This is a genomic window from Limnohabitans sp., assembly GCF_046052765.1.
GTDB lineage: Bacteria > Pseudomonadota > Gammaproteobacteria > Burkholderiales > Burkholderiaceae_C > Limnohabitans.
In genome coordinates this window covers 1-22,580 of record NZ_JAVLFQ010000055.1, presented here as the reverse complement: position 1 = coordinate 22,580, position 22,580 = coordinate 1, and the positions used below count along the sequence as shown (strand labels likewise).

At 45.8% G+C, this 22,580-nt stretch carries 25 protein-coding genes and 2 tRNA genes; 18 read left to right on the top strand and 9 right to left on the bottom strand.

Annotated features, from left to right (window positions below; translation table 11 throughout):
- The first annotated feature begins 39 nt into the window (after positions 1–39).
- The 4 genes from pip to AC9UG7_RS07675 all read left to right on the top strand — a co-directional run bounded on the left by pip (position 40) and on the right by AC9UG7_RS07675 (position 3,733).
- Positions 40–1,017, top strand: coding sequence for a prolyl aminopeptidase (gene pip / locus AC9UG7_RS07690; RefSeq protein WP_509586242.1), 978 nt, complete (start codon positions 40–42; stop codon positions 1,015–1,017).
- A 7-nt stretch (positions 1,018–1,024) separates the two neighbouring features.
- Positions 1,025–2,383, top strand: a complete 1,359-nt coding sequence (locus AC9UG7_RS07685) for a HAMP domain-containing protein (protein ID WP_509586240.1) — start codon at positions 1,025–1,027, stop codon at positions 2,381–2,383.
- Positions 2,376–3,023, top strand: a complete 648-nt coding sequence (locus AC9UG7_RS07680; RefSeq protein WP_509586238.1) for a response regulator — start codon at positions 2,376–2,378, stop codon at positions 3,021–3,023. Before AC9UG7_RS07685 ends, AC9UG7_RS07680 begins: the two co-directional genes overlap by 8 nt.
- 140 nt (positions 3,024–3,163) lie before the next feature.
- Positions 3,164–3,733, top strand: coding sequence for a hypothetical protein (locus tag AC9UG7_RS07675; RefSeq protein ID WP_509586236.1), 570 nt, complete (start codon positions 3,164–3,166; stop codon positions 3,731–3,733).
- 146 nt (positions 3,734–3,879) lie between these two features.
- Here the strand turns inward: AC9UG7_RS07675 and AC9UG7_RS07670 are convergent, their stop codons facing one another.
- Positions 3,880–4,707, bottom strand: coding sequence for a class II aldolase/adducin family protein (locus tag AC9UG7_RS07670; RefSeq protein ID WP_509586234.1), 828 nt, complete (start codon positions 4,705–4,707; stop codon positions 3,880–3,882).
- 265 nt (positions 4,708–4,972) lie between these two features.
- Between AC9UG7_RS07670 and AC9UG7_RS07665 the strand changes: the two genes are divergently transcribed.
- A complete protein-coding gene (locus AC9UG7_RS07665) occupies positions 4,973–5,422 on the top strand; it encodes a hypothetical protein (RefSeq protein ID WP_509586232.1) in 450 nt (149 codons plus the stop codon).
- A gap of 59 nt (positions 5,423–5,481) precedes the next feature.
- Here the strand turns inward: AC9UG7_RS07665 and AC9UG7_RS07660 are convergent.
- From AC9UG7_RS07660 to rph, 4 genes are all read right to left on the bottom strand, one after another.
- Positions 5,482–5,569 (bottom strand) — tRNA-Ser (locus tag AC9UG7_RS07660).
- 28 nt (positions 5,570–5,597) lie between these two features.
- On the bottom strand, positions 5,598–6,854 hold the full coding sequence (hemW, locus tag AC9UG7_RS07655; RefSeq protein ID WP_509586230.1) for a radical SAM family heme chaperone HemW: 1,257 nt from the start codon (positions 6,852–6,854) through the stop codon (positions 5,598–5,600).
- Positions 6,851–7,456 (bottom strand): RdgB/HAM1 family non-canonical purine NTP pyrophosphatase, encoded by a 606-nt coding sequence (gene rdgB, locus AC9UG7_RS07650; RefSeq protein WP_509586228.1) that lies wholly within the window; start codon positions 7,454–7,456, stop codon positions 6,851–6,853. The genes hemW and rdgB overlap by 4 nt, the downstream gene beginning before the upstream one ends.
- Positions 7,456–8,184, bottom strand: coding sequence for a ribonuclease PH (gene rph / locus AC9UG7_RS07645; protein ID WP_509586226.1), 729 nt, complete (start codon positions 8,182–8,184; stop codon positions 7,456–7,458). The genes rdgB and rph overlap by 1 nt, the downstream gene beginning before the upstream one ends.
- A gap of 92 nt (positions 8,185–8,276) precedes the next feature.
- Between rph and AC9UG7_RS07640 the strand changes: the two genes are divergently transcribed.
- From AC9UG7_RS07640 to AC9UG7_RS07625, 4 genes are all read left to right on the top strand, one after another.
- Positions 8,277–9,191, top strand: coding sequence for a YicC/YloC family endoribonuclease (locus tag AC9UG7_RS07640; protein WP_509586224.1), 915 nt, complete (start codon positions 8,277–8,279; stop codon positions 9,189–9,191).
- Positions 9,191–9,814 (top strand): guanylate kinase, encoded by a 624-nt coding sequence (gene gmk, locus AC9UG7_RS07635; protein WP_509586283.1) that lies wholly within the window; start codon positions 9,191–9,193, stop codon positions 9,812–9,814. Before AC9UG7_RS07640 ends, gmk begins: the two co-directional genes overlap by 1 nt.
- Positions 9,815–9,834: 20 nt before the next feature.
- Complete coding sequence (gene rpoZ / locus AC9UG7_RS07630) at positions 9,835–10,038, top strand: DNA-directed RNA polymerase subunit omega (protein ID WP_509586222.1); 204 nt, start codon at positions 9,835–9,837, stop codon at positions 10,036–10,038.
- A gap of 96 nt (positions 10,039–10,134) precedes the next feature.
- Positions 10,135–12,375, top strand: a complete 2,241-nt coding sequence (locus tag AC9UG7_RS07625; protein WP_509586220.1) for a RelA/SpoT family protein — start codon at positions 10,135–10,137, stop codon at positions 12,373–12,375.
- Positions 12,376–12,388: 13 nt separating this feature from the next.
- Here AC9UG7_RS07625 and greB read toward each other — a convergent pair whose 3' ends face one another.
- The 3 genes from greB to AC9UG7_RS07610 all read right to left on the bottom strand — a co-directional run bounded on the left by greB (position 12,389) and on the right by AC9UG7_RS07610 (position 14,275).
- Positions 12,389–12,949, bottom strand: coding sequence for a transcription elongation factor GreB (gene greB, locus AC9UG7_RS07620; protein WP_509586218.1), 561 nt, complete (start codon positions 12,947–12,949; stop codon positions 12,389–12,391).
- A 40-nt stretch (positions 12,950–12,989) separates the two neighbouring features.
- Positions 12,990–14,120, bottom strand: coding sequence for an NAD(P)/FAD-dependent oxidoreductase (locus AC9UG7_RS07615; protein WP_509586216.1), 1,131 nt, complete (start codon positions 14,118–14,120; stop codon positions 12,990–12,992).
- Positions 14,121–14,198: 78 nt separating this feature from the next.
- Positions 14,199–14,275 (bottom strand) — tRNA-Arg (locus tag AC9UG7_RS07610).
- A gap of 271 nt (positions 14,276–14,546) precedes the next feature.
- Here AC9UG7_RS07610 and AC9UG7_RS07605 point away from each other — a divergent pair.
- The 7 genes from AC9UG7_RS07605 (at position 14,547) to AC9UG7_RS07575 (ending at position 19,917) form a co-directional block, all read left to right on the top strand.
- Positions 14,547–15,869 carry a tyrosine-type recombinase/integrase gene (locus AC9UG7_RS07605; RefSeq protein WP_509586214.1) on the top strand — a complete coding sequence of 441 codons (1,323 nt, stop codon included), beginning with the start codon at positions 14,547–14,549 and terminating at the stop codon, positions 15,867–15,869.
- Complete coding sequence (locus AC9UG7_RS07600) at positions 15,862–16,149, top strand: hypothetical protein (RefSeq protein WP_509586212.1); 288 nt, start codon at positions 15,862–15,864, stop codon at positions 16,147–16,149. Before AC9UG7_RS07605 ends, AC9UG7_RS07600 begins: the two co-directional genes overlap by 8 nt.
- A gap of 260 nt (positions 16,150–16,409) precedes the next feature.
- On the top strand, positions 16,410–17,282 hold the full coding sequence (locus tag AC9UG7_RS07595; RefSeq protein ID WP_509586210.1) for an endonuclease NucS domain-containing protein: 873 nt from the start codon (positions 16,410–16,412) through the stop codon (positions 17,280–17,282).
- A gap of 2 nt (positions 17,283–17,284) precedes the next feature.
- Complete coding sequence (locus tag AC9UG7_RS07590; protein ID WP_509586207.1) at positions 17,285–17,734, top strand: HIT family protein; 450 nt, start codon at positions 17,285–17,287, stop codon at positions 17,732–17,734.
- A complete protein-coding gene (locus AC9UG7_RS07585) occupies positions 17,731–18,192 on the top strand; it encodes a hypothetical protein (RefSeq protein WP_509586205.1) in 462 nt (153 codons plus the stop codon). The genes AC9UG7_RS07590 and AC9UG7_RS07585 overlap by 4 nt, the downstream gene beginning before the upstream one ends.
- The gene (locus AC9UG7_RS07580) at positions 18,192–18,389 is read left to right on the top strand and encodes an HU family DNA-binding protein (protein ID WP_509586203.1); all 198 of its coding nucleotides are present in this window, start codon (positions 18,192–18,194) and stop codon (positions 18,387–18,389) included. Before AC9UG7_RS07585 ends, AC9UG7_RS07580 begins: the two co-directional genes overlap by 1 nt.
- 1 nt (position 18,390) lies before the next feature.
- Positions 18,391–19,917: a Druantia anti-phage system protein DruA gene (locus AC9UG7_RS07575; protein ID WP_509586202.1), complete on the top strand. Its 1,527-nt coding sequence runs from the start codon at positions 18,391–18,393 to the stop codon at positions 19,915–19,917.
- A 537-nt stretch (positions 19,918–20,454) separates the two neighbouring features.
- Here AC9UG7_RS07575 and AC9UG7_RS07570 read toward each other — a convergent pair.
- The gene (locus AC9UG7_RS07570) at positions 20,455–21,018 is read right to left on the bottom strand and encodes a hypothetical protein (protein ID WP_509586200.1); all 564 of its coding nucleotides are present in this window, start codon (positions 21,016–21,018) and stop codon (positions 20,455–20,457) included.
- A 1,177-nt stretch (positions 21,019–22,195) separates the two neighbouring features.
- On the opposite strand from AC9UG7_RS07570, the gene AC9UG7_RS07565 reads away from it, so the two are divergent.
- Both AC9UG7_RS07565 and AC9UG7_RS07560 read left to right on the top strand, forming a co-directional pair.
- Complete coding sequence (locus AC9UG7_RS07565) at positions 22,196–22,324, top strand: hypothetical protein (RefSeq protein WP_509586198.1); 129 nt, start codon at positions 22,196–22,198, stop codon at positions 22,322–22,324.
- A complete protein-coding gene (locus tag AC9UG7_RS07560) occupies positions 22,321–22,497 on the top strand; it encodes a hypothetical protein (RefSeq protein ID WP_509586196.1) in 177 nt (58 codons plus the stop codon). The genes AC9UG7_RS07565 and AC9UG7_RS07560 overlap by 4 nt, the downstream gene beginning before the upstream one ends.
- Positions 22,498–22,580: the final 83 nt, after the last annotated feature.

Sequence of the window (22,580 nt, the reverse complement as noted above, 5' to 3'; positions counted from 1 at the left end):
AGGCTGACTGACGGCTTAAACAGACTAGGATCAGGCGTTATGACAACAGTGCGCCCTACCGATTTGTTCCCCCCCACAGAACCTTACCATCATGGGTTTTTACCGTCTGTGGCAGGGCATGCCGTGTATTTTGAAGAATGCGGCCATCCCGATGGGCTGCCGGTGGTATTTTTACATGGGGGGCCTGGCAGCGGGTGCGGCCCCAAACACCGTCAATTGTTCAATCCTCGCACCACCCGAGTGGTTTTGTTTGATCAGCGCGGCTGCGGACGCAGTACCGCAGACAAGCCTTTACACGCCAACACCACCACCGATTTGCTGCACGACATGGAACGGTTGCGCGAGCATTTAGGAATCAAGCGTTGGCTGGTGGTTGGGGGCTCTTGGGGTGGTGGATTGGGCTTGGCTTATGCAAGCACGTATCCCTCGAAATGCTTGGGCGCAGTGATTCGCGGTGTATTTTTGTCTCGACCTGCTGATCTGCAGTGGTTCTTTGAAGAGGCCCGCCAATGCATGCCGGATGCCTGGTCTGTGTTTGCAGCTGCATGCGCCAAAGCAAGGTCTGAAAAACTGCTGGACTATGTTTGTCACCAGATGCTGAACGCCCATGACCAAGAAGTCTTGCCGCTGGCAATGGCTTGGCAAGCTTGGGAGAATGCCTTGACCCAACGCAGCGTTTCATCAACTCATGCAACTGCTATGAACGAAAAAGAGGCCAAAGCCTTGATCGCTAAATACCGTTTACAAAGCCATTATTTGATCAACCAATGCTTTTTTCCTTCGACAGGTTTGCTTGCTCAATTGGCCGCATTGAATGAAATGCCAGTGACTTTGGTACATGGTCGGCTAGATTGGATTTGTCGCCCCGAATCTGCTTGGGCTGTGCACCAAGCAATACCGCACAGCCAGCTGATTTGGGTGGATAACGCAGGACATAACCCGTTTGAGCAACCCATGACAGGCGTACTGGTTAAAGCCATTGAAGACCTGGTTCAAAAACTCTGTACACAAGGCTGACTACACCATGTCCTTGCGTCTTCAAATCAATTTGATCATCGGCGTTTTGCTGGTTAGTTTTGCCTCACTGTTGATTGGCATGCAACTACAAGACACCCGACGAAGTGTGGACGATGAAATGGAAGGCGCCAACATGGTGGCTACTCAATTGCTGTCACGTTTACAAGCGAGCAACAGTCAAGCCAATTTGGATGACATGAAGCAATTTTTAATGAAACTCGGACGTGTGAGAGCCAACGAAATTGAATTGCTGGATGAACACGCCAATGTGATCTACCACTCGCCGCCGCCCATCTATAAAGCCGGGCGAGACGCGCCTGAGTGGTACAGCCGCATTGTTTCTCCCTCGGTCAGAACCCGTCAAATACAAATGACGCAAGGACAACTTCTTGTGCGCGCAGACCCTTCACGCGCTGTTCTTGACGGCTGGGACGATTTTGTACCTATGTTGATAACGCTTTTTTCTGGCGTATGTGCCGTGATTTTTTGTGTCTATTGGTTGGTCGGGCGAGCACTGCAACCCATACAACAAGTGGTTCAGGCCTTGGGGTCAGTCAGAAGCGGCAACTATGACACGCGTTTGCCCGAGATGCGTGGTCTCGAAGCGCAAATGATGGGGCAAGCCTTCAACGACATGACCCAGTCACTGCAAGAAGGCATTGATGCCAGAGACAAAGCGCACGAAGCCACTCGTGCATTGGCACAAAACCGAGAACTGACACAAGTCATTCAATCGCGAATTGAAGAGGTTAGAGGACAAATTGCGCGCGAACTGCATGACGAATTGGGTCAGCAAGTGACCGCCATCAAAAGCGTGGGTATGGCCATTGCGCACCGCGCCAAAGGCTTGGATTCCCACATTGAATCGTCGGCGCAGATGGTGATGGACTGCGCTGACGCGATCTACGAAGAAGTCCACCAGCTGGTGACCAAGCTCAGACCCTTGGCACTGGACAGGTTTGGACTCAAGGATGCGTTACAGGATTTGCTAGAAGAGGCTCGTAGCAGACACACAGGAATACAAATCACGCTGAATATCAACACTCCCCTTGACAAACTCGAGGACAACTTGGCCACGGCGATTTACCGAATCATGCAAGAGTCTTTAACCAATGCGTTACGTCATGCACAAGCCACACGCATTGATATGGAGCTTGCCGCTATGGATGGCAACTTACTGCTGGAAGTCAGAGATAACGGTCAAGGGCCTTCGCAGAACTGGCAACAATCAGGACATTTCGGGGTCGTAGGCATGGGCGAACGTGCCCAAGGGCTTGGCGGTCATTTGGTGTTTGAGGCCTTACAGCCACACGGGGCAAGGGTTCAAGCGGTTTTGCCACTCAGCCACAATCTACCCCATGGCTAAATTGAAATTGATGTTGGTTGACGACCATGCGGTTGTGCGTGGCGGCTTCAAGGTGCTACTACAAACTTGGGACGATGTAGAAGTCGTCGCTGAGGCTTCTAGCGGCGAAGAAGCTTTACAAATGTATGAGCTGCACCGCCCTGACGTGGTAGTGATGGACATTGCCATGGCAGGCATGGGTGGCATTGAGGCTATCAAACGAATGATTGCCAAAGACCCAGGTGCGCGCATTTTGTCACTGTCTGCTCATGAAGACACCAGCTACTCCAAACGAGCCCTACAGGCAGGTGCACTTGGTTATTTATCCAAACGAACTGCGCCTGAGGTATTGATTGACGCTATTCGCTTAGTCGCACAGAAAAAAAGATTTATCGACCCGGTCATTGCGCAACGCATGGCCATGCAGGATCTCGATGGAGATGAAAGCCCCATTGAAAAGCTTTCACCGCGTGAGTTTGAAGTGTTCATGCAATTGGCACGCGGGCAATCTGTGGCGCAAATATCTGACACGCTGAAACTGTCAGCTTCAACGGTAGGAACACACTTGTACAAAGTGAAGCAAAAACTTCAACTGAGCAACCAATCCGAGATCACCTTGCTGGCCATGCGTCATGGCTTGCTAGATTCAGATGTGTCTTGATCACCTACATATTTAATCATTATTAATTCATTTCCCATCTTTCCCTCATTTAAAAACAACAGATTTAATAAATTTACCGAATCAAATTTCTAGTCTTACCTATCAAATTAAAATAGGGTATTCGCAACAGGAGAAACCCTATGAAAAAACTGATCGCTTTAGCCGCACTGACATTTATTTCTGGCCTTGCCATGGCCAACGAACCAGGCAAATCTGAAACAGGTCTTGACTACAACAAAATTGAAGTTGATTACGCTTCAGCCAAAATAGGAACAATTTCCAATTACTCAGGTTACTACACCAGTGGTTCTTTTTTGGTTAACGAAAATATTTATGTATTGGGTAACTACGCAAGCCTGACTAAATCTGGTAAGAGCAATTACGAAAAATCCAATCTGGGCCTTGGGTATCGTTTGCCCATCGCCACCAACGCAGACTTTTTGACCTCGATTTCATACTATTCACAAACTTACTCTGGAACCAAAACTGGCTACAACCTATCTTTAGGCGCAAGAGCCAAGGTTTCAGGTGACGCAGATGTTTTGGGTGCCTACTCATACATATCTGCTGGATCGGTTTCATACAACAACTTCAGCTTGGGTGTCAAATTCAACATCACAGAATCTATTTTTGCTTCTGGTGGTTATTTCTCCCAAACCGGAAGCTCAAGTTCTTCAGGCTACACCATTGGTGCAGGCCTAAAATTCTGATACCAGACGTCTATCAAAAAATTAAAAAGCTTCCTTCAAAGTTGGATTTGTTTCCAACTTTTAGGGAGCAGTCTTTATAGGGCGTATTTGTATCTTTTATCTTTGTGTATTTCAATTACAAATAAGCTACCCGAGGCGCATCAGACTCAATCAAACAAATCCGGCTGGTCTTTGGAGATACGGGCCAGCAAAGGCTGAAACTGGAACCAACCTGCATACGACGACCCGACAATGGGAAACGCTTGCTCAGCTGCAGTCTGAGTCACCATCTTCAAAGGTTTGCCATGAGAAGCAGCCTCAGCCATCAACTGCACCTGACAGCAACGCTCCATAGCGATATACCACCAGGCGGCGGCTTCTACCGAATCACCCACGGTCAACAAACCGTGGTTTTGCAAAATAACGCCTTTGTTTTTACCCAAAGCATTGGCAATGCGATCACCTTCATCCACTTCAAGCACCACCCCCTCGAAATCGTTATGGACCACATGGTCTTTGTAAAACGCGCACGAATCCAAAGAAATAATATCCAAGGGCTTTCCCAAGGTAGCCCAAGCACGGCCATGTGGCGCATGGGTGTGCGCAGCAGCAACGACATCAGGGCGAGCCTGATGGATACGTGAATGGATGGCAAACGCAGCCTCATTCACTGGCAGCGCACCGTCCACCACATTGCCACGGTGATCAACACGAATTAAATCGGATACTTTGATGTGACTGAAGTGCATCCCAAAAGGGTTGACCCAGAAAGTATCTTGGAATTCAGGGTCACGTGCTGTGATGTGCCCAGCCACGCCTTCGTCAAAACCAAAACGCGAAAACAGCCTGAATGAAGCCGCCAACATTTGCTTACGGTGCAACCGTTCTTCCTGAACGTTCGCAAATTTTCGCGGCTGTGGCAATGAAGGGGAAACGCCATCTCCAAGTTTTTGGTGGCGATCAAGCATGATCGCGGCTTCTGCTGGTGCATTCATAGAGAGTCTCCCATAAGTTCTCAATCATCACATGTCCGTTGATGCTTGGGTAAGAAATCAATCGGACTAAGTTCGCGGTTTTTTTGAGTATAGAACTTTCCGTCGGTTGCTGGCTCATTGACTGGAACTGTCAAATATTCAGTGGAATTAATTCGCTCATGTTGTTTATCAGAGAAATAACCTTTCTTGACAATACCTACAAAGAGGCGTCCACTCGATAAATACATGAATGTATAAATACAACCATTGATTGAAAGACTTTTTCATGCGTAAAAACTCGTCCCTAGCCATCCAATTCGCAAATTCAATTTGGGTTTTATGGGCCATCTGTGGATACCAAACTGCTGTCGCGCAAGCGAACGATATGGTTGCAAAACTCAAACAGTCTCAAACATTAACGTGTATTCCAGAAGAAACTGTGTTTTGCTCTAATGTGCATGTCAATTGCGCAGGGAGAACAAAAATCCCCACCTTCACTTTCAAAGTGCAATCTAAAGCCAATGCCATCACCTTAACAGTCCCACCCGCATTCAAAGAATTCACTGAAACATACCAGAACATCCGCGTGGAATGGGATGAAGAAGGCCAAGCTGTGGTTGTCAATCCATCAGACAACAAGGGCTACATCAAAATATCTAAAGATGGGCAGTATGTTTTTAGACACTACCCTAGGCAACAAGAAGGCGTGATGTCAATCGGGAAGTGTGAACCCTAAGTCCATTCGCATCTAATAGCGAGTTGTTATAACTCGCAGGAAAAAAAGAAATAAGACATTGGCGGAAGCGGTGAGATTCGAACTCACGAACGGTTTCCCGTTGCCGGTTTTCAAGACCGGTGCAATCGACCACTCTGCCACGCTTCCTTATCGTGTCTGGTCAAGCAGGGATATTCTAACCAGCTCCAGATACATCGGTCTGCGGCAGAAAAAGGGATTGCAAGTCGCTCAAAAAATCAAACCCTTTGTCGGTAGGTTTGATACGTGAATAGTCATTAGCAAGCAAGCCCTTTTCCTGCGCCATTTGCAAGTTTTTCTCAATCGCTGAAAGCGGCATGCCGGTTCGTTCGCTAAAAGCATTCAAGGGCACACCTTCTCTCAACCGCAATGCGTTCAGCATGAATTCAAATGGCAATTCACTGCGGCTGACTTCGTTGCATTGCGCCACAGCCGCACCTGTCATCGACTTTTGCATGTATAAACTTGGCTCGCGGTGTCTCACCATGCGGCAGACGCGGTGCGCAAAACTGATTTTGCTGTGTGCGCCAGCACCCAGCCCCAAGTAATCACCGAACTGCCAGTAATTGGTGTTGTGCCAGCAGCGGTGCCCCTCCTGTGCAAACGCAGACACCTCATAGCGTTGCAAATGGTGTTTTGATGTTTGTTCGACGATGAGATCTAACATGTCATAGGCCAAATCGTCTGGCGGCAGACCTGACGGTGTGTATTTCGCAAACAAGGTGTTGGGTTCAATCGTCAAGTGGTAAATGGATAAATGTGGCGGTTTCAAACTCAGCGCGGTCGCCAAATCGGTTTGCAAATCCGCCAGGTCCTGCCCTGGCAAGGCGTACATCAAATCAATATTGAAAGTGTCAAATGCCTGCGCCGCCTCTTGCACCGCAGCCATGGCTTGCGATGCATCATGTACTCTGCCTAAGGCCTTCAAATGTGTATCGTTAAAACTTTGCACGCCTACCGACAACCGTGTCACCCCAGCTTGGCGGAACGCATGAAACCGGTCCTTTTCGAACGTGCCGGGGTTGGCTTCTAGCGTGATTTCACAATCAGGCACCAAAGGCAAGCGTGCACGCAAATCACTGATTAATCGCGCAATGCCTTTGGCAGAAAACAAACTCGGCGTGCCTCCGCCTATGAAAATACTGTGCACAGGCCTGCCCCAAATAAGCGGCAAACTCCCTTCTAAGTCCATACAAAGTGCATCAAGGTAAGCCTGCTCAGGTAAACCGCTGTCAGCGTTTTGCAGATAAATCACTTCCTTGCTTGTCACTTCAGACCGCCATTCGTGCGAATTGAAATCGCAATAGGGACATTTTTTCAAACACCATGGCAAATGCACATACACCGACAGCGGCGGCAGCGAAGTCAATGACAAAGTACCCGGGCGCATCAGATGCGCAATATCTAAGTTCATGCCAGCCAGCGTTGTTGCATCAATTCGCACATCAAGCGTGCCGCTTGTCCTCGGTGACTGCGCGTATTTTTTTCAACTTCGCTCATTTGTGCAAACGTCATGTTCACTTCTGGAATGAACATCACCGGATCAAAACCAAAGCCTTTGTCGCCACGCAACTCCCGCGTAATTTCGCCTGCCGCTCGACCGCTGGCGATCAAAGGTTCAGGGTCATCGGCGTGGCGCAACGCCACCAACGTGCTGACGAGTGCAGCGCGGCGGTTGCTTGTGTTTTGCATTTGCTCCAGCAAGGCGCGGCGGTTGTTGTCATCGCTTTTCTCATAGCCAAATTGGGTGCAATAAAAAGCGGTTTGCACGCCTGGCAAACCATTGAAGGCGTCCACACACAAACCTGCGTCATCGGCAAGCGCAGGCAAACCGCTGATGCGGCTGGCGTGACGCGCCTTGGCCAAAGCGTTCTCGACAAAGGTATGAAAAGGTTCTTCTGCTTCGGGAATATTCAATTCGGCTTGGGCAATCAATTGCAAACCCAGCGGCGCAAACATGGCCTGCAATTCGGCCAATTTGCCCTTGTTATTGGACGCCAGGACAATGGTTTTCATCACTGGTTCAAAGCCGCTTTTTGCAATGAAACCAATTCGCGTATGCCTTTGTCAGCCAGCGCCAGCAACTGGTCAATTTCAGTCCGGCTGAAAGCTGCGCCCTCTGCCGTACCTTGCACCTCCACAAAACCGCCTGAACCCGTCATCACCACATTCATATCGGTATCACAAACAGAATCTTCCACATATTCAAGGTCCAGCAAAGCAACGCCATGCAGCAAACCGACCGAGATGGCAGCCACGTGATCGATGATGGGCGTCTCGCTGAGTTTTCCGCTTTGTAGTAAGCCATTGACTGCATCCTGCGCCGCCACGAAAGCGCCGGTGATGGCCGCAGTACGGGTCCCGCCATCGGCTTGCAATACATCGCAATCGAGTTGAATGCTGCGCTCACCTAGTTTTTGGAGATCAAACACCGCCCGCATGGAGCGCCCTATCAATCGCTGAATTTCCTGGGTACGTCCACTTTGTTTTCCCTTGGCAGCCTCGCGGTCGCTGCGGGTGTGGGTGGCGCGTGGCAACATGCCGTATTCAGCGGTGACCCAGCCCTCGCCAGAGCCGCGTTTGTGCGGTGGCACTTTTTCCTCCACTGAAGCAGTGCATAACACTTTGGTATTGCCAAATTCAACCAATACGGATCCTTCCGCATGCATGGTGAAGTTGCGGGTGATGCGAACCGCACGCAAAGCGTCGTTAGCGCGGGTCTGTCGAGATGCAATAAATGTCATGGTGAAAAACAAGCAATGTGAATGAAGCCGCCATTGTCGTTCAGACAATCGCTGACGCCTGAGATAATGATGGTTTTAGAAATGAGAGCGACATGTCCCTGCAAAGCATGACCGGTTACGCCAGCGCCCAGACTCAAGTTGGCACTGACTCGTCAGCAGCACATGGTTTGCGCCTCGGACTTGAAATTCGCTCGGTCAACAGCCGTTACCTAGACCTCAGTTTCCGTTTGCCCGAAGAGTTGCGCCAATTCGAACCCGCCCTGCGTGAACTGATCGGCAAACACATCAAGCGTGGCAAAGTAGAAATGCGCGTCCATCTGGAGTCTGCCGCTGAGCTTGTGCTGGCCGCACCTGATACGCCTTTGCTGAAAAACTTGGTGGGCATTCAAAACCAGATACGCATGTGGCTGCCGGATGCGCCACTGCTGTCAGTGTCCGAAGTCATGCGCATGGCCTCAAACAGCAATCCTGTATTGCAGCAAGATATTTCTGCTGACGTCATGGCATTGGCCAACACCGTCATTTCTCAATTGTGCGAAGCCAGACACCGTGAAGGCCTCAAACTCGCTGACGATTTACTCAGTCGCGCCAAGCAATTGCACACCTTGTCTGAACAAGCGCTGCCTTTGGTGCCGCAGGCAGTGGCATTGCAAAAGCAGAAATTTTTGGAGCGCTGGCGCGAAGCCTTGGCCTTGGCCGATGCGCAGGCTTTGCCTGAAACCGTCCACGAGAGGGCGCTGGCAGAGGCAGCAAGCTTCGCCATTCGTGCCGATGTGGCTGAAGAAATCACCCGTCTGAAAACCCATTTAGATGAAATTGCCAGACTCTTAAAGCAAAAGAAACAAGCCGAGGGCGTCGGTAAACGGCTGGACTTTTTAATTCAGGAATTGCACCGTGAAGCCAATACCTTGGGCTCCAAATCCAGCGCCATCGAACTCACACGCATTTCGCTGGACATGAAAGTGTTGATCGAGCAAATGCGTGAACAAGTACAAAATCTCGAATGATGACTACTTATCCTGGCAATTTATTTGTGGTGGCTGCTCCCAGCGGGGCCGGTAAATCCAGCCTCGTCAAAGCCTTGATGGAGCTTGATGCAGGCGTGCAACCGTCGGTGTCGCACACCACCCGAGCGCCACGCGGCCAAGAGTTTGACGGACGCGAATATTTTTTCATCAACAACGAGGAATTTGACCGCATGGTGGCCGAGGGCGCGTTTTTGGAATGGGCACATGTACACGGCAACCGCTATGGCACTTCGCGTGCCACCATTGAAGAACGCATCGCCAACGGCATGGACGTCATCCTTGAAATTGATTTTCAAGGTGCTGTACAGATCAAGAAAATATTTGCCAACGCGGTGTTGATCTTTATTCTGCCCCCCAGCATGACCGAATTACGCGCACGTTTGCAACGCCGTGGCGAGGACAGCCCCGCAGTGATTGAATTACGCTTGGAAAATGCTGCACAAGAAATGGCACAGGCGCATGAATTTGACTTCGTTATAATTAACCAACTTTTTGACAAAGCCTTGTTCGACCTCAAGGCCATTGTTCATGCGCAAAGACTCAAATACGCGTCCCAGCGCCGAAGCAGGTCAGATATTTTTCAGGCTTTAAACCTCACTTAACCGATCCGGAGCACACCACCATGGCACGCATTACCGTTGAAGACTGTCTCGCACAAATCCCCAACCGCTTCCAATTGGTACTGGCTGCCACTTACCGCGCACGCATGCTGGCTCAAGGCCATACCCCGAAAATTGAGAGCAAAAACAAGCCAGGCGTCACTGCTTTGCGCGAAATTGCCGCAGGTAAAGTGGGCATAGAAATGCTGAAAAAAGTACCCGGCTAACAGCCAATCGCATTTTCTTCCCCAAAAACACCGCCAAGTCGGTGTTTTTTTTCGACATTTTTTGCTCGTCAGAGGGCAAAACGCTACATTTAGTACATGGCAACCCTCGTCGCTCAAAAACCTTCACCTCCAACGCCTGCCAGTAACGCTGCGGCAGCGAGTTTTGCGTCGCTGGTCGCCAAACTCGATTACCTGGGAGCAGAAGGCATAGAGCAGGTACGTCGCGCCTACAAATTTGCCGATGAAGCGCATCTGGGCGTATCCCGCCGCAGCGGCGAACCCTACATCACACATCCCATCGCGGTGGCTTTGCAATGCACCGAATGGAAACTAGATAGCCAGGCCTTGATGGCCGCGTTGCTGCATGATGTGATGGAAGACTGCGGCATCAGCAAAACCGATTTGTTGGAAAAATTCGGTCCTACCGTGGCAGAACTCGTCGACGGCCTTACCAAGTTAGACAAATTGAGCTTTGACACGCAAGAGGAAGGTCAGGTTGAATCGTTTCGAAAAATGCTGTTGGCCATGGCTCGCGATGTGCGCGTTATTCTGGTCAAGCTGGCTGACCGCACCCACAATATGCGCACCATGGAGGCGATGCCACGCACCCGTTGGAAAGCCATCAGCAGCGAAACCTTGGAAATTTATGCGCCTATCGCGCACCGTCTGGGATTGAATCAGACTTACCGCGAATTGCAGGACTTGAGCTTCAAACACCTCAAACCCTGGCGGTATTCAGTTCTCGAAAAAGCAGTGATGCGCGCACGCAACCGCCGCCGCGATTTGCTGCAAAAACTCCAACTTGAAGTAGAGACTTCATTTCACCAAGCCAAGCTCAGCATCAGCATCTTCGGTCGGGAAAAAACGCTTTACTCCATTTACCAAAAGATGCGCGGCAAGCACCTGAGCTTTGCCCAAGTTACCGATATTTATGGCATGCGCATTCTGCTGCCCAGTCTGATCGATTGCTACACCAGTTTAGGCATATTGCATCAACTCTACAAACCGGTTCCGGGTAAATTTAAGGACCATATCGCCATCGCCAAAATCAACGGTTACCAATCGCTGCACACCACGCTGGTCGGTCCTGCAGGCATCAATGTCGAGTTTCAATTGCGCACCGAAGCCATGCATTTGGTGGCAGAGTCAGGCGTGGCCGCGCACTGGCTTTATAAATCCCATGACACCAGTGAAAAAGCCGAGAGGCTGGGAACGCAATGGCTACAGTCCTTATTGGACATACAAGACGAAACACGAGACGCCACCGAGTTTTGGGACCATGTCAAAGTGGATTTGTTCCCCGACGCCGTTTATGTGTTCACGCCTAAAAGCCACATCATGGCTTTGCCGCGCGGGGCAACCGTTGTTGATTTCGCCTATGCCGTGCATAGCAATGTCGGCGACCGCGTCGTGTCAGCGCGAATCAACAGAGAGCCTGTGTCCCTGCGCACCGAGTTACGCAACGGAGATGTGATCGAAGTCGAAACCGCCGAGGAAGCCACACCCAATCCGGCGTGGCTGGCGTTTGTGCGCACAGGCAGAGCACGCTCCAAAATCAGGCACTACCTGAAAACCCGGGCTCAAACAGAATCACTGGACTTGGGTGAAAAATTATTGGCGCAGGCGCTGCGCGCCGAAGGTTTCATCAGCCTGCCTGCCCATGACCACACGCACAAATCCTTATGGGAAAAATTATTGCGCTTTACCGGCAGCAAAACCCGCGAGGAACTGCTGACCGATCTGGGCTTGGGTAAACGCGTCGCCAGCATTGTGGCCAAACGCTTGGTTCGCCTGCTGGCTGATTTAGGTGAACGCCCTGACCCACTGCTGCTCAGCCGAGAGCGATTCACGGCCCATGAAACTGTGTCCCAAGGTGGTGTGGTGGTTGACGGCAGCGACAACGCTTCGGTCACCTATGGGCAATGTTGCCACCCGGTACCCGGGGACACTATCGTTGGCTATCTGGGGCGCGGCGAGGGGTTGGTGGTACATGTGCAGGACTGCCATGTGGCGCAACGCCTCCAACACAAGGACAGTGAAAGATTCATCACGGTGGAATGGTCGGATGAACCGATTCGCAATTTTGAAGCGGGTATTGTGGTGACTGTGCTCAACGGCAAAGGCGTGCTGGCCAGCGTAGCGGCAGCTATCACCTCGGCACAGGCTGACATCAAACTGGTCAGCATGGCTGACGAAGTCAGCGGTAAACAAGCCACCGATTTGCGTTTTTTGATTGCCGTTCAAGATACGACACATCTGGAAAGCGTATTGAGCAGTTTGCAACGACTGCCTTCTGTCAGCCAAGCCAAACGATCCAACTCCAACAGACATTCCTAAATCTGGCGACAGGTCAGTCAGACTTTGGCGGGTAGGCTACCTGAATCACTTCAATATCCTGCGTTCCTGCCGGGGTTTGCAATCTGACCATATCCCCGACTTTAGACTTCAGTAATGCGCGGGCAATGGGAGATACCCAACTCACCTGCGCATTCAAACTGTCGGCTTCGTCAATGCCTAGGATAGTGATAGTTTTGGCATGCCCTTGGTCGTCTTCATAGGTGACAGTCGCACCAAAAAACACCTGATCACTGCCGAAATGAACCGCCGGGTCGGTCACACTGGCCAATTCCAAGCGTTTGGTTAAAAACCGAATGCGCCTATCAATTTCACGCAAGCGTTTTTTCCCGTAAATATAGTCACCGTTTTCAGAACGATCGCCGTTGCTGGCCGCCCAATGCACAATCTCCACCACCTTGGGGCGTTCATCGTCAATCAAGGCGAGCAACTCTGTGCGCATACGCGCATAGCCTTGCGGCGTGATGTAGTTTTTACTGCCACTAGGAATCGCTGCAAGGCCCTCATCTTCATCGTCGTCTTCGCTGTTGACTTCGCGAGTGAATGCTTTGCTCATGGTTGGCCGTCGTTATTCATCAGAAAAATTTGCATGGCATTTAAACAGGTATTTGGACGAAATGGCTGCCCAAATTTGCAATGACCCGATCAGCAATAGCCAAGCTTGCGGTAATACCGGGCGATTCGATGCCGAATAAATTGACCAATCCCGCGACACCGTGCGCATCGGGTCCCTGGATTTGGAAATCAGCATCAGCACTGCCCTTGGGAACAATCTTCGGTCGAATGCCTGCATACGCAGGCTGTAAAGCATCGTCAGCTAAATGGGGCCAATATTGACGAATGGCGCCATAAAAGACTTCTGCACGCTGGGGATTGACGGTGTAATCCTCAGCTTCTACCCATTCAACATCAGGGCCAAAACGCGCTTGCAGTCCTAAGTCCAATGTCAGATGCACGCCTAGTCCACCGGGTTCAGGCACGGGATAAATCAAACGAGAAAAAGGCGAACGCCCGGCGAGCGAAAAATAATTGCCTTTGGCTAAATAAGCTGTCAGGATTTTTTCTGCTGCCATTGAAGAACAAGTGCGGGCCAGTCCAATCGCCTGATGCCCCGCAGCATTCACCACAGATTCAGCAAGCAAATCCTCTTCTACGCAGTCGCATATGACAGTTAAACGCACGCCCTCAGGTGTTGCTTGAATTTTTTTCACACTGCTGTTCAATGCCAAACTGGCGCCATGCCGCTCTGCGTCACCCAATAAAGCCAACATATAGGCACGGCCATTGATGATGCCCGTCGATGGTGACAGCAGCGCTCCCTTGCAATGCAATTGATGCTCAAGCGCTATGGCTTCAGATGCTGACAGCAATTGCAAATCGTCGACGCCGTTGGCACTGGCACGCGCTTGAATTTTTTGCAGATCGTTCAATTGGTCATATGAAGTAGCAACAATCAATTTGCCACATTGGCTGTATTCAACGCCGTATGCATCACAAAAAGCGTAAAGTTTTTTTCTTCCATCGACACACATATTTGCTTTGAGTGAACCTGTGGGGCAATAAATGCCTGCATGAATCACTTCGCTGTTGCGTGCACTGGTTTCAAGCCCGAAATCTGCATTGCGTTCCAAAATAATGACTTCTTTGCCTTCGCGTGCCAGCGCACGGGCGCAAGCCAATCCAACTGCGCCTGCACCAATAACGACGGCTTGAACTTGAAGAGACATATCGACTGAACTGTAAAGCTATGCGTTTCTGTGCCAAAAAAAAGGCTTAGCGTGAGAACACGCTAAGCCGTTATGAGATGGTGCGGCTGGCAGGAATCGAACCCACGACCCCTTGGTTCGTAGCCAAGTACTCTATCCAGCTGAGCTACAGCCGCACTGCTTCGCATCTTAACACGCAGTCTGCGCTGAAAAAATTCTGGTGGGCCCCCCGTGAGTCGAACACGGCACCAACGGATTATGAGTACGCTTCATTAATTTCGATTTTATCAAAACCCAGCATTTATAGGCATTTCAAGACCATATTGACAAAAAGTATAAAACTCAGTATAAAACTCTCTAACAGATTTTTAACCACTTTTAGACCCCGTTTTGACACCCCAAAAGTCCACCCCCAGTAAGACATCAAAGAAGTCAACCAAGACCTCTATGAGTCGAGTTAACCCCATCAAAGAATCCAAACAAACCGTCCACGGTTACCCCAAGACTCTCACAATCTACAAAACAAACGCCTCTCGTTTTTACTGGGTTCGTTGCTTTTTCAATTCAAAATATAAAGTCAAAACCACCAAAGCAGAAAACATCAAAGATGCTAAGAAGTTCGCTGTCCAGTTTTACAAAGACACCCTACTCTCAAGTGTCAGTTCAAATACAAGTAATCAATCCAAACAGTTTGCCGTTATAGGTAACGAGTTCTTTCATTCAATTGAACGAAACTCCAATAAATCTACTTACAGATCCGACTACAACCGATACACCCAACACATATTGAACGAGTTCAATCAACAAGAGATTGACACCATCACCAACTCACAAATCAGTAAGTTTGTGACGAAGTTACTTGAAACTGGAATCAAACCAGCAACAGTCAAACATCATCTTGTTGTTTTGAGAAAAATAATGAAGTTTGCTATTGCAAATGATTTGATGAATTACCTACCTGTATTTCCAAGGATTACAGGAAAACTCCAAACTTCCCTTAAAAGAGATTACCTAACTCTTGATGAATACAAGTTAGTCTGCAAATGCTCTGATGAACTATCTGAAAAAAATACTGTTGTACAAGGTATACCACTCACCGATGAGATGAAGTACCTAATTCAGTTCATGGTGAACACATTCATTCGACCGTCCGACCTGAGAGTTCTTCGTCATAAACATATAACCAGAAAACAAGACGGATCATCCCACTGGTTAGAACTCAATCACCCAGCGACCAAGACCAATCAAAATCCTGTTCAATCAATGGAAGGAATAGTTCACACATACGACAAACTGATTGAGTTCAAAAAGTCAAAAGGAAAAAATCCTCAAATGAATGACTATGTGTTTTTCAATGAGTATGCTGACAGAGACAAGATGATGTCCGTAGTTGCCAAATTGTTCAAACGAATCGTCAAAGAGTCAGGTATCGAAGTCACGACAGATAAAAAGTTGACTCTCTACAGTCTCAGACACTCATCAATCATGTTCAGATTGACTTTAGGACAAGTAGACACACTGACACTCGCTCGTAATGCTCGTACCTCACAAGCAATGATTGATAAGTTCTATGCTTCCCACCTAACAACACAACAGACTAGGAAACAACTTCATGCCTTTCCCGAGACGGAAGAAAAGGCAAAAATCGCTTCCGTAAAGAAAATTGCCAAAAAAACTCCCATGAAAACCACTAAGACTGTTGCCAAGAATATCGTTACAAATAATAAAAAATCGATAACCACATCAATAAAGAAAAACAATAATGATTAAAATAACTTATCTTTTTCCAATCATATTTTTAGTTGCTTGTAATTCAAGTGATAGTATTCAAATAAAATATAAAAATTTATTATTTGATGAGAGTAACGTTTATACTTTATATAGAAATTCTCCAATAGATATAACTATGAGAATACATGTTGCTTCTTTTGATTCGTCTAATGGCAGCACATTTAACATGTCTTATTGTCAGACTGCTCAAGAATTATTTCAAAAAAATGAGGGTTCAAATTTTAAATTTTGGTGCGAAAAGGGAAAATTTAAATTATGACTACTTGGCACCGTGCAACTATCAAGTTCCAATACTCACCAAAGAGTGATTTGAATCATCGTTCAATCACTCAAGTGACTACACAGGTCTATGGCAACACAGAGAGTGCGGCAATGCAGACACTACGCAAGATGTATCCAAGTTGGGACAATTTCGTGATTCTTGAGATTGAGTGGAAGACTTGATGCTTAAAGATTTGAATGGTTTTTTAACCTATGCGCTGATAATGATTCCTTTGGGATCAAAGTTGGGTTATTGCTATGTTTAAGAGGGGTTCTCAATACACTCGAGATGAAATTGGTAATCTCATTCGCCCAGAAAACCCTCCACATGGTGGAGACTGGACAACTGGTTACGCTCGAATCGATGACAAGTTGTTTGTCTTTATGAATATAGGTGTTGCGGGTAGGACTGGACACGACTTTGAGAACTACTACGATGAAAAGACAAATACACTGATTTGGTTTAGTAAACCTAATAAAAAGTCGACTAATCCACTGTTTCAAAAACTCATTTCTGGAGAACTCAAACCGTATTTTTTTGCAAGATGGAATCAGAAACCTCCATTTACATTTTTAGGAACTGGTTCAATCCTAAAATTTGAAGATGGATACAAAACACCACAGGGTTACGAGTGTGTTCGACTTGTTATCTCTGTTGCCGAGTTGCAAGCAATCATTTCACCGCATCATAAAACTGTAGTCGTTGAAGATAATTTGGTTGTTGAGAACGAGAGAAGTTCGTTCTTTTTTGAGAAACAACTTGAAGATTTCTTGGTGTCAAATTGGGATCGAACCCCCCTTGCTAAGGAATACGAAATCTTTGAAGAAAAGGGACAAAGATGTGGACAGCAATACAGGACAAACACAGGTCCTATAGACATACTCGGACAGCGAAAAGATAAGTCTGATTTCTTGGTAGTCGAATTAAAACGGGATCGAGCATCAGATGTTGTAGTGGGTCAAACACTCAGATACATGGGGTGGGTAAAAGAACATCTCTGTAACTCAAATCAAAGGGTAACCGGATGCATCATTGCGCAAAGGAAAGATGAAAAATTAGACTATGCACTTAAGCATGTCGATTCAATTCGCTTCTTAAAGTATGAAGTTGACTTCAGACTGTTGAGTTAGCAATGGCACTTGTTTCATCCGATTTTCTTGAAACCAATGCTTTCTATGAAGACCGAGAGAGCGATTGCCTCTTTTGTAATCTTCAAAAAAATGACAGAAAACGCATCATTACAGAGAACAATCTTGCCTATGTCATCCGTGACGGATTTCCTGTCACTGAGGGACACACTCTATTCATACCCAAAAGACATATTGCAGACTATTTCGGTCTTGTTCCAGCAGAAGTATCAGCAATCAATCTGTTGATGACAGAACAGAAACAATTGTTACAAGAGACAGACGCATCAATTGACGGTTTCAATATTGGCATGAATTGCGGTGAATCTGCTGGTCAGACTGTATTTCACTGTCACGTGCATTTGATACCTAGACGCAAAGGAGATGTTGAGAACCCAAGAGGTGGTGTGCGTCATATCATTGCCGGTAGAGGTTTTTATGAGGAAAAGAAATGACTTTAAGATTAATTATTTTATTAATATTTAGTTGCGCATTTTCAACAACATATGCTGATGATGAATTTTTATTTCTTAACTGCGAAATAGTTGTTACAAATAACTATAAGTATCAAAATAATTCTAAACCTAGAATCGAAAAGAAAAATTTATCTATGCTGGTTAATAAAAAAACTGGTGAATTATTAGAAGGTTCAATTGCTGCTGTAGGAAATGATAATTTAATTACTTATGTGAATGAGACTAACTATTCAGGAATCATTGTAGATAAAGGAATAAAACATAAATGGGATGAGAAATTGATTATTCTTACAGGGGATTATCGAATTGATAGGATAAATGGAATATTCAAAGCAAATATATGGATGAGATTTCCAGATGAAAAAAATTGGGAACTACGAGATTTGGAAGTAAGTGAAAAAGGAAAGTGTAATCCTGCTCAGGAAAGAAAATTTTGATGAATAAAACAGAACTTGTCCGAGAAATGCATGAACGCACAAACAAAAAACTATTATTGAAAGACTTGGACTTGATGGTTAACTCAATGATAGAAATAATGTCAGAGAAACTGAAACAAGGAGAAGAAATACAACTTGCTGACTTCGGTACATTTTCAATTGCACGTAAGTCCATCAAATCACTTAACGAGATGTAATATGTCTCGCAATTCAGATTCAATTGACGATCCAAACTATGTGAGTTGGTTTGCCAACGAAGAATCTAAATCCTATTCTGTTACTGAATATGAACAAGAAAAAAATAAGATAAAGAAGTTAGTTATTGCAGAACTACGATTCTTACAAAATATTCAACGCAAATCTGCCAAACTTTATCCACTTGCACATAAGCAAATAGAACTGCAAGAGTGGTTACCAAAAGTAAATAATAAAAAAATTGCATGGGTTGACCGACTTACATGGCGTCCGACTGGTGTTTCAGATTTCAGACGCATAGAACCAATGTTGGTTCAAGTTAACAAACCCCATACTGTTCAGTCTTTCAATATCTGGGGTGAAGAATCTACAAAGTTACTTGCTGATAATGAACCATTGAGTTTGCACTGGAACATCATCAAGACACTTGTTTCATCTGCACCTAATGACGGTACTGTTGGGCGACAAATTTACTTTATTGTTGTTGATAAAAATACGAAAACCTATCTTGGAATTATTTGCATATCTTCTGGTCTTTTTGATGTGAAGTCACTTCACGATGAAATCGGATGGGATAGGAAAGAAGTTCAAAAAGCAAATAGTAAATTACGATATGTTGCCAACGGGCAAACAATAGTAGCAACAAGATTCTTTGGTGAAATGCTGCGTGGTGGCAAGTTGCTATCACTTCTATGCCTTTCAAAAGAAGTAGCAGAAGTATGGGAAGAACGATACGGAGAAAAACTTGTTAGCGTTCACACAACATCACTTTATGGAAATAGTGATGGAACTCAATACGATGGATTAGATCCATTTCTCAAGAAATTACCTTCACACTCATCACAACCAATTAAACCAAGGGATCACATTTATCGTGAACTTAATCAATGGATGCGAACATATCATCCTCTTGAATATTGGAAACATTTTGAAAAAAAGAATAGTGCAGGTAATGGAATGCGGGATAACAAGACCCGTGCAATTTTGAAATGCTATAAATTTCTTGGAATTCCCGAATCCGAGTTCGCCACTTCTGAAAAGCGAGGTGTTTACAACTCATTTCTCTATAAGAATGCCAAAGATTTTTTGTGCGACCGTATTTCTGAAGATGAGTTAGTACCAGAAGAACATTTCATGACTGTTGCCGAAATTACGCAACTGTGGAGATTTGGTGCCTATGGTGATACCACCAGAAGAAAACAAGACGATGTTGAATGGTTGAACAAGATTCCGAAAGTAGAGACTGAGCGTAGGCAGAAACGCATCAAACGAATAGATAGAGGAATACAGGAACAACAATTCGTCAAAGGTGTTGTGGACCGAATGTCAAAGAGTTTAACCAATCTTGCTGAATTGAAAAAACAAGGCAAGTATGAAAAAGTAGATTGGTATCTCGGACTAGAAAAACTTAGTTGGGATGAAATTGAAAAGAAATTCTTTGACCAACAGATGCAGAATCAAAAACAGTCACAGGTTCTATCAACCTCTGATCCCGAATCAGGTATGAATCAGAATTTGAAAACGGTTTGATTTCAGTCACTCCATTGACCCCCACCCGTAAATTCCAGTTATCCATAGGAATTTTGTTGATTGATTTGGTGTTCAGTGTGGTTGAGAATTCATTAACGACAGTGGTATCAAGTTCAAGATAATTCAACTCCAAATTGTTTTTCCGACCAATCCGAGTGCGGAACTCAAAGTCCCTGCAATCAAAGATAGTTACATTTACTTTTTGCCCATCTGACCAAATACGGATGTGTGTTGCATCCAAAGATGTGATTGATTTTTTTATGCGTTTCACATCATCAGAGTAGATTGTAAAGAAGGCATTTGCAGCAGTTTGCTTGAGTGCTACTACTTGCTGAAACAACCGTTGAAGTTCATCTACTGTTACAACAACTCTTTTATCCTTTTTGTATAAAGAAACAGGTGGATTTCTTAGTTTGTGCTGACCAATCTGAACTAGGTCATCAAATTTATCTTTTCCAAAAATTGCATACGAATCTGGAGTCAACAAAATATGCGAACCGGCATTCTTCTTAGATTCAATGAACTCAGTAATCGTCATTAATGAACCCTAAGTGTTATGCCTTCAAATTGTTCTATGTGTGCCACTAGTTCAGTAATGAAAACTTCGGCATCAACTGTGGATTCGATAGTCAACTGGAAATTAAATTTGTGCCCTCTATCAGTTCGTGGTTTCTGCGGTTTCTTCAAACTGCCGTATTTCAATGCAAGAGTTTTGGAATCGGAAAGTGTTGTTGCGGGAGTTATTTCATTCTTGTCCATGAGTGCAATCAATTTCTCACTTCTGATGCGACTAAGAAACCCAAGATTACTGTAATGAGGTGGAAGGTGTTTAAAGTATTTTTTATTTGTGAGTATGGGGTTTCCAGCAATACCAATTAGGATTTGTTGCACAGACATATCAATGATCCTCCTATCGTGTAGGACCTTTCGGATAGCGTCATAGTCAGGTGTTCTTTGATATTCATGCAACATCTTCGCAGTCTCAATTAATGCATGGATAGTCTTTGTCCACGATCCTGTGATTCTTTCAACCGCCAGTTCAACTTCCTTCATGTTTACCGCTGGAAGAACTTCAGAATTAGTTGCCACTTTGTTGTCCATCGTGAGTCTCAACTTGTATTTACAAGTTGTTTTGTACCACACCACATATTCACCACTATTTTTGCGGTAAATATGTATCTTGAGTAATCAAGTTGTATAAATAGATATATTAAACTAGAATTAAAGGTTGGCACGCCGATTGTCATAGTGCTACTGAATCCGTTCTGATGTGTGACGGTAGGTAAATCAGATTGCTCGTTATCTGACTTCATCGCACTACCCAACTGATGGTTGGATGCCTTAAATAGACCGGACCCTCCTCCGTGATTTACATTTGCGATGTCGGAATGGTTGTTCATGCAGTAATGTATGAAGGTAAGTAGTTGCAAGAATTTGTATCTACCGAAAGTGAGTGGGAAATGCCTTATACCCACAAGAAATGTGACTGCTTCAGTTATGGCACCACACTTCTGCGTAAAGCAAGCATGTAAAACGGAGACCGCATAACCTGCCGTTGTCTTGATTCAATCAAGTTGTGTAATAACTGAAGCACGATAGAACTCGTTGAAAGAACTGCAACAACCTTGCCTGTCACTGGGCAAGGTCCGCAAACACATCCAGAATCTGTTGAAAGGTTATTTATAAATGATTCCAGATAATTCATCTCCGCTACGCTCCAATGAATGTTAACTTCGTTAACGGTTCCATAGATTTTATTTACCTATTTCACCAAAAGACCTGAAACGGCGAAGCATCATCTGAACGAGTTTACGAGTGAAGATGATTGAACCAGAACACCAATAGAACTTATCCAAATAACCACTAGAAATCTGAAGAATCCAGATGACATAAATATCTACATGAATCAATACAGATTCCGGTAGTACCCGTTAACACCATCGCACATCAAGAACTGAATCTAGTTCTAGTGTCTAACCAGCATAAGGAAACACCATATGAGCACAAGAAACACCGAAAACGAACCAAGAATTCAAGTTCCAATCCGCCTAGATGCATCCATGTACAACAAATTCAATCGCATCTCCAAATCCACTAAGATACCTAAAGCGACTCTTGCTCGTGATGCGATTGCTCGTCACTTGAACGATATACAGACCCGTGGTATTTCAGCAGTACTTTCCGAATGTGAGAGTTGCATATGAACTCGCTAAAGACATTCAAACGATATCTCAAAGAACAGAGGGAAACTTTTTATACACTTGATTTTGATACAGGCATGACCAAGTCTGATGTCAATTACCTAGTCTTACAAACTGTTCCTCTAGTGATGAAGTTGTTAAAGAACGGCGATGTTCGCTTTGTGATTGAACCGTTGCTTGATGAAGTTGAGGATGTCAATTCATGAATATTGACAAGACCAAACTAAAAGAGATGATTCAGAAGTCTGCCACCAAAGACCTTCTGTATCTCCACATTAATCCAGTTGAACCGAAGTCACTTGAGAATGCTTTGAAAGAGTTACAGAAATTTGTTGGCAAAGGTGGTGCAGAAGTGGTGCTCATAAAAAAATCAGAGTGAACAGGAAGAAACAAACGTTACCAAGTACGATAATTGGATGTGCTGTGCAAGACAACACTTGTTGCCAAAATCGAATGAACTTA

What these genes read in the sequence shown, in the direction of transcription:
- gmk (WP_509586283.1), top strand. Translation starts at nt 9,191, where the DNA reads ATGACTACTTATCCTGGCAATTTATTTGTGGTGGCTGCTCCCAGCGGG.
- rph (WP_509586226.1), bottom strand. Translation starts at nt 8,184, where the DNA reads ATGACATTTATTGCATCTCGACAGACCCGCGCTAACGACGCTTTGCGT.
- AC9UG7_RS07600 (WP_509586212.1), top strand. Translation starts at nt 15,862, where the DNA reads ATGATTAAAATAACTTATCTTTTTCCAATCATATTTTTAGTTGCTTGT.
- AC9UG7_RS07580 (WP_509586203.1), top strand. Translation starts at nt 18,192, where the DNA reads ATGAATAAAACAGAACTTGTCCGAGAAATGCATGAACGCACAAACAAA.
- AC9UG7_RS07560 (WP_509586196.1), top strand. Translation starts at nt 22,321, where the DNA reads ATGAATATTGACAAGACCAAACTAAAAGAGATGATTCAGAAGTCTGCC.
- AC9UG7_RS07605 (WP_509586214.1), top strand. Translation starts at nt 14,547, where the DNA reads ATGAGTCGAGTTAACCCCATCAAAGAATCCAAACAAACCGTCCACGGT.
- AC9UG7_RS07675 (WP_509586236.1), top strand. Translation starts at nt 3,164, where the DNA reads ATGAAAAAACTGATCGCTTTAGCCGCACTGACATTTATTTCTGGCCTT.
- AC9UG7_RS07670 (WP_509586234.1), bottom strand. Translation starts at nt 4,707, where the DNA reads ATGAATGCACCAGCAGAAGCCGCGATCATGCTTGATCGCCACCAAAAA.
- AC9UG7_RS07625 (WP_509586220.1), top strand. Translation starts at nt 10,135, where the DNA reads ATGGCAACCCTCGTCGCTCAAAAACCTTCACCTCCAACGCCTGCCAGT.
- greB (WP_509586218.1), bottom strand. Translation starts at nt 12,949, where the DNA reads ATGAGCAAAGCATTCACTCGCGAAGTCAACAGCGAAGACGACGATGAA.
- AC9UG7_RS07640 (WP_509586224.1), top strand. Translation starts at nt 8,277, where the DNA reads ATGTCCCTGCAAAGCATGACCGGTTACGCCAGCGCCCAGACTCAAGTT.
- rdgB (WP_509586228.1), bottom strand. Translation starts at nt 7,456, where the DNA reads ATGAAAACCATTGTCCTGGCGTCCAATAACAAGGGCAAATTGGCCGAA.
- hemW (WP_509586230.1), bottom strand. Translation starts at nt 6,854, where the DNA reads ATGAACTTAGATATTGCGCATCTGATGCGCCCGGGTACTTTGTCATTG.
- pip (WP_509586242.1), top strand. Translation starts at nt 40, where the DNA reads ATGACAACAGTGCGCCCTACCGATTTGTTCCCCCCCACAGAACCTTAC.
- AC9UG7_RS07665 (WP_509586232.1), top strand. Translation starts at nt 4,973, where the DNA reads ATGCGTAAAAACTCGTCCCTAGCCATCCAATTCGCAAATTCAATTTGG.
- AC9UG7_RS07615 (WP_509586216.1), bottom strand. Translation starts at nt 14,120, where the DNA reads ATGTCTCTTCAAGTTCAAGCCGTCGTTATTGGTGCAGGCGCAGTTGGA.
- AC9UG7_RS07680 (WP_509586238.1), top strand. Translation starts at nt 2,376, where the DNA reads ATGGCTAAATTGAAATTGATGTTGGTTGACGACCATGCGGTTGTGCGT.
- AC9UG7_RS07685 (WP_509586240.1), top strand. Translation starts at nt 1,025, where the DNA reads ATGTCCTTGCGTCTTCAAATCAATTTGATCATCGGCGTTTTGCTGGTT.
- AC9UG7_RS07595 (WP_509586210.1), top strand. Translation starts at nt 16,410, where the DNA reads ATGTTTAAGAGGGGTTCTCAATACACTCGAGATGAAATTGGTAATCTC.
- AC9UG7_RS07570 (WP_509586200.1), bottom strand. Translation starts at nt 21,018, where the DNA reads ATGGACAACAAAGTGGCAACTAATTCTGAAGTTCTTCCAGCGGTAAAC.
- rpoZ (WP_509586222.1), top strand. Translation starts at nt 9,835, where the DNA reads ATGGCACGCATTACCGTTGAAGACTGTCTCGCACAAATCCCCAACCGC.
- AC9UG7_RS07565 (WP_509586198.1), top strand. Translation starts at nt 22,196, where the DNA reads ATGACCAAGTCTGATGTCAATTACCTAGTCTTACAAACTGTTCCTCTA.
- AC9UG7_RS07585 (WP_509586205.1), top strand. Translation starts at nt 17,731, where the DNA reads ATGACTTTAAGATTAATTATTTTATTAATATTTAGTTGCGCATTTTCA.
- AC9UG7_RS07590 (WP_509586207.1), top strand. Translation starts at nt 17,285, where the DNA reads ATGGCACTTGTTTCATCCGATTTTCTTGAAACCAATGCTTTCTATGAA.
- AC9UG7_RS07575 (WP_509586202.1), top strand. Translation starts at nt 18,391, where the DNA reads ATGTCTCGCAATTCAGATTCAATTGACGATCCAAACTATGTGAGTTGG.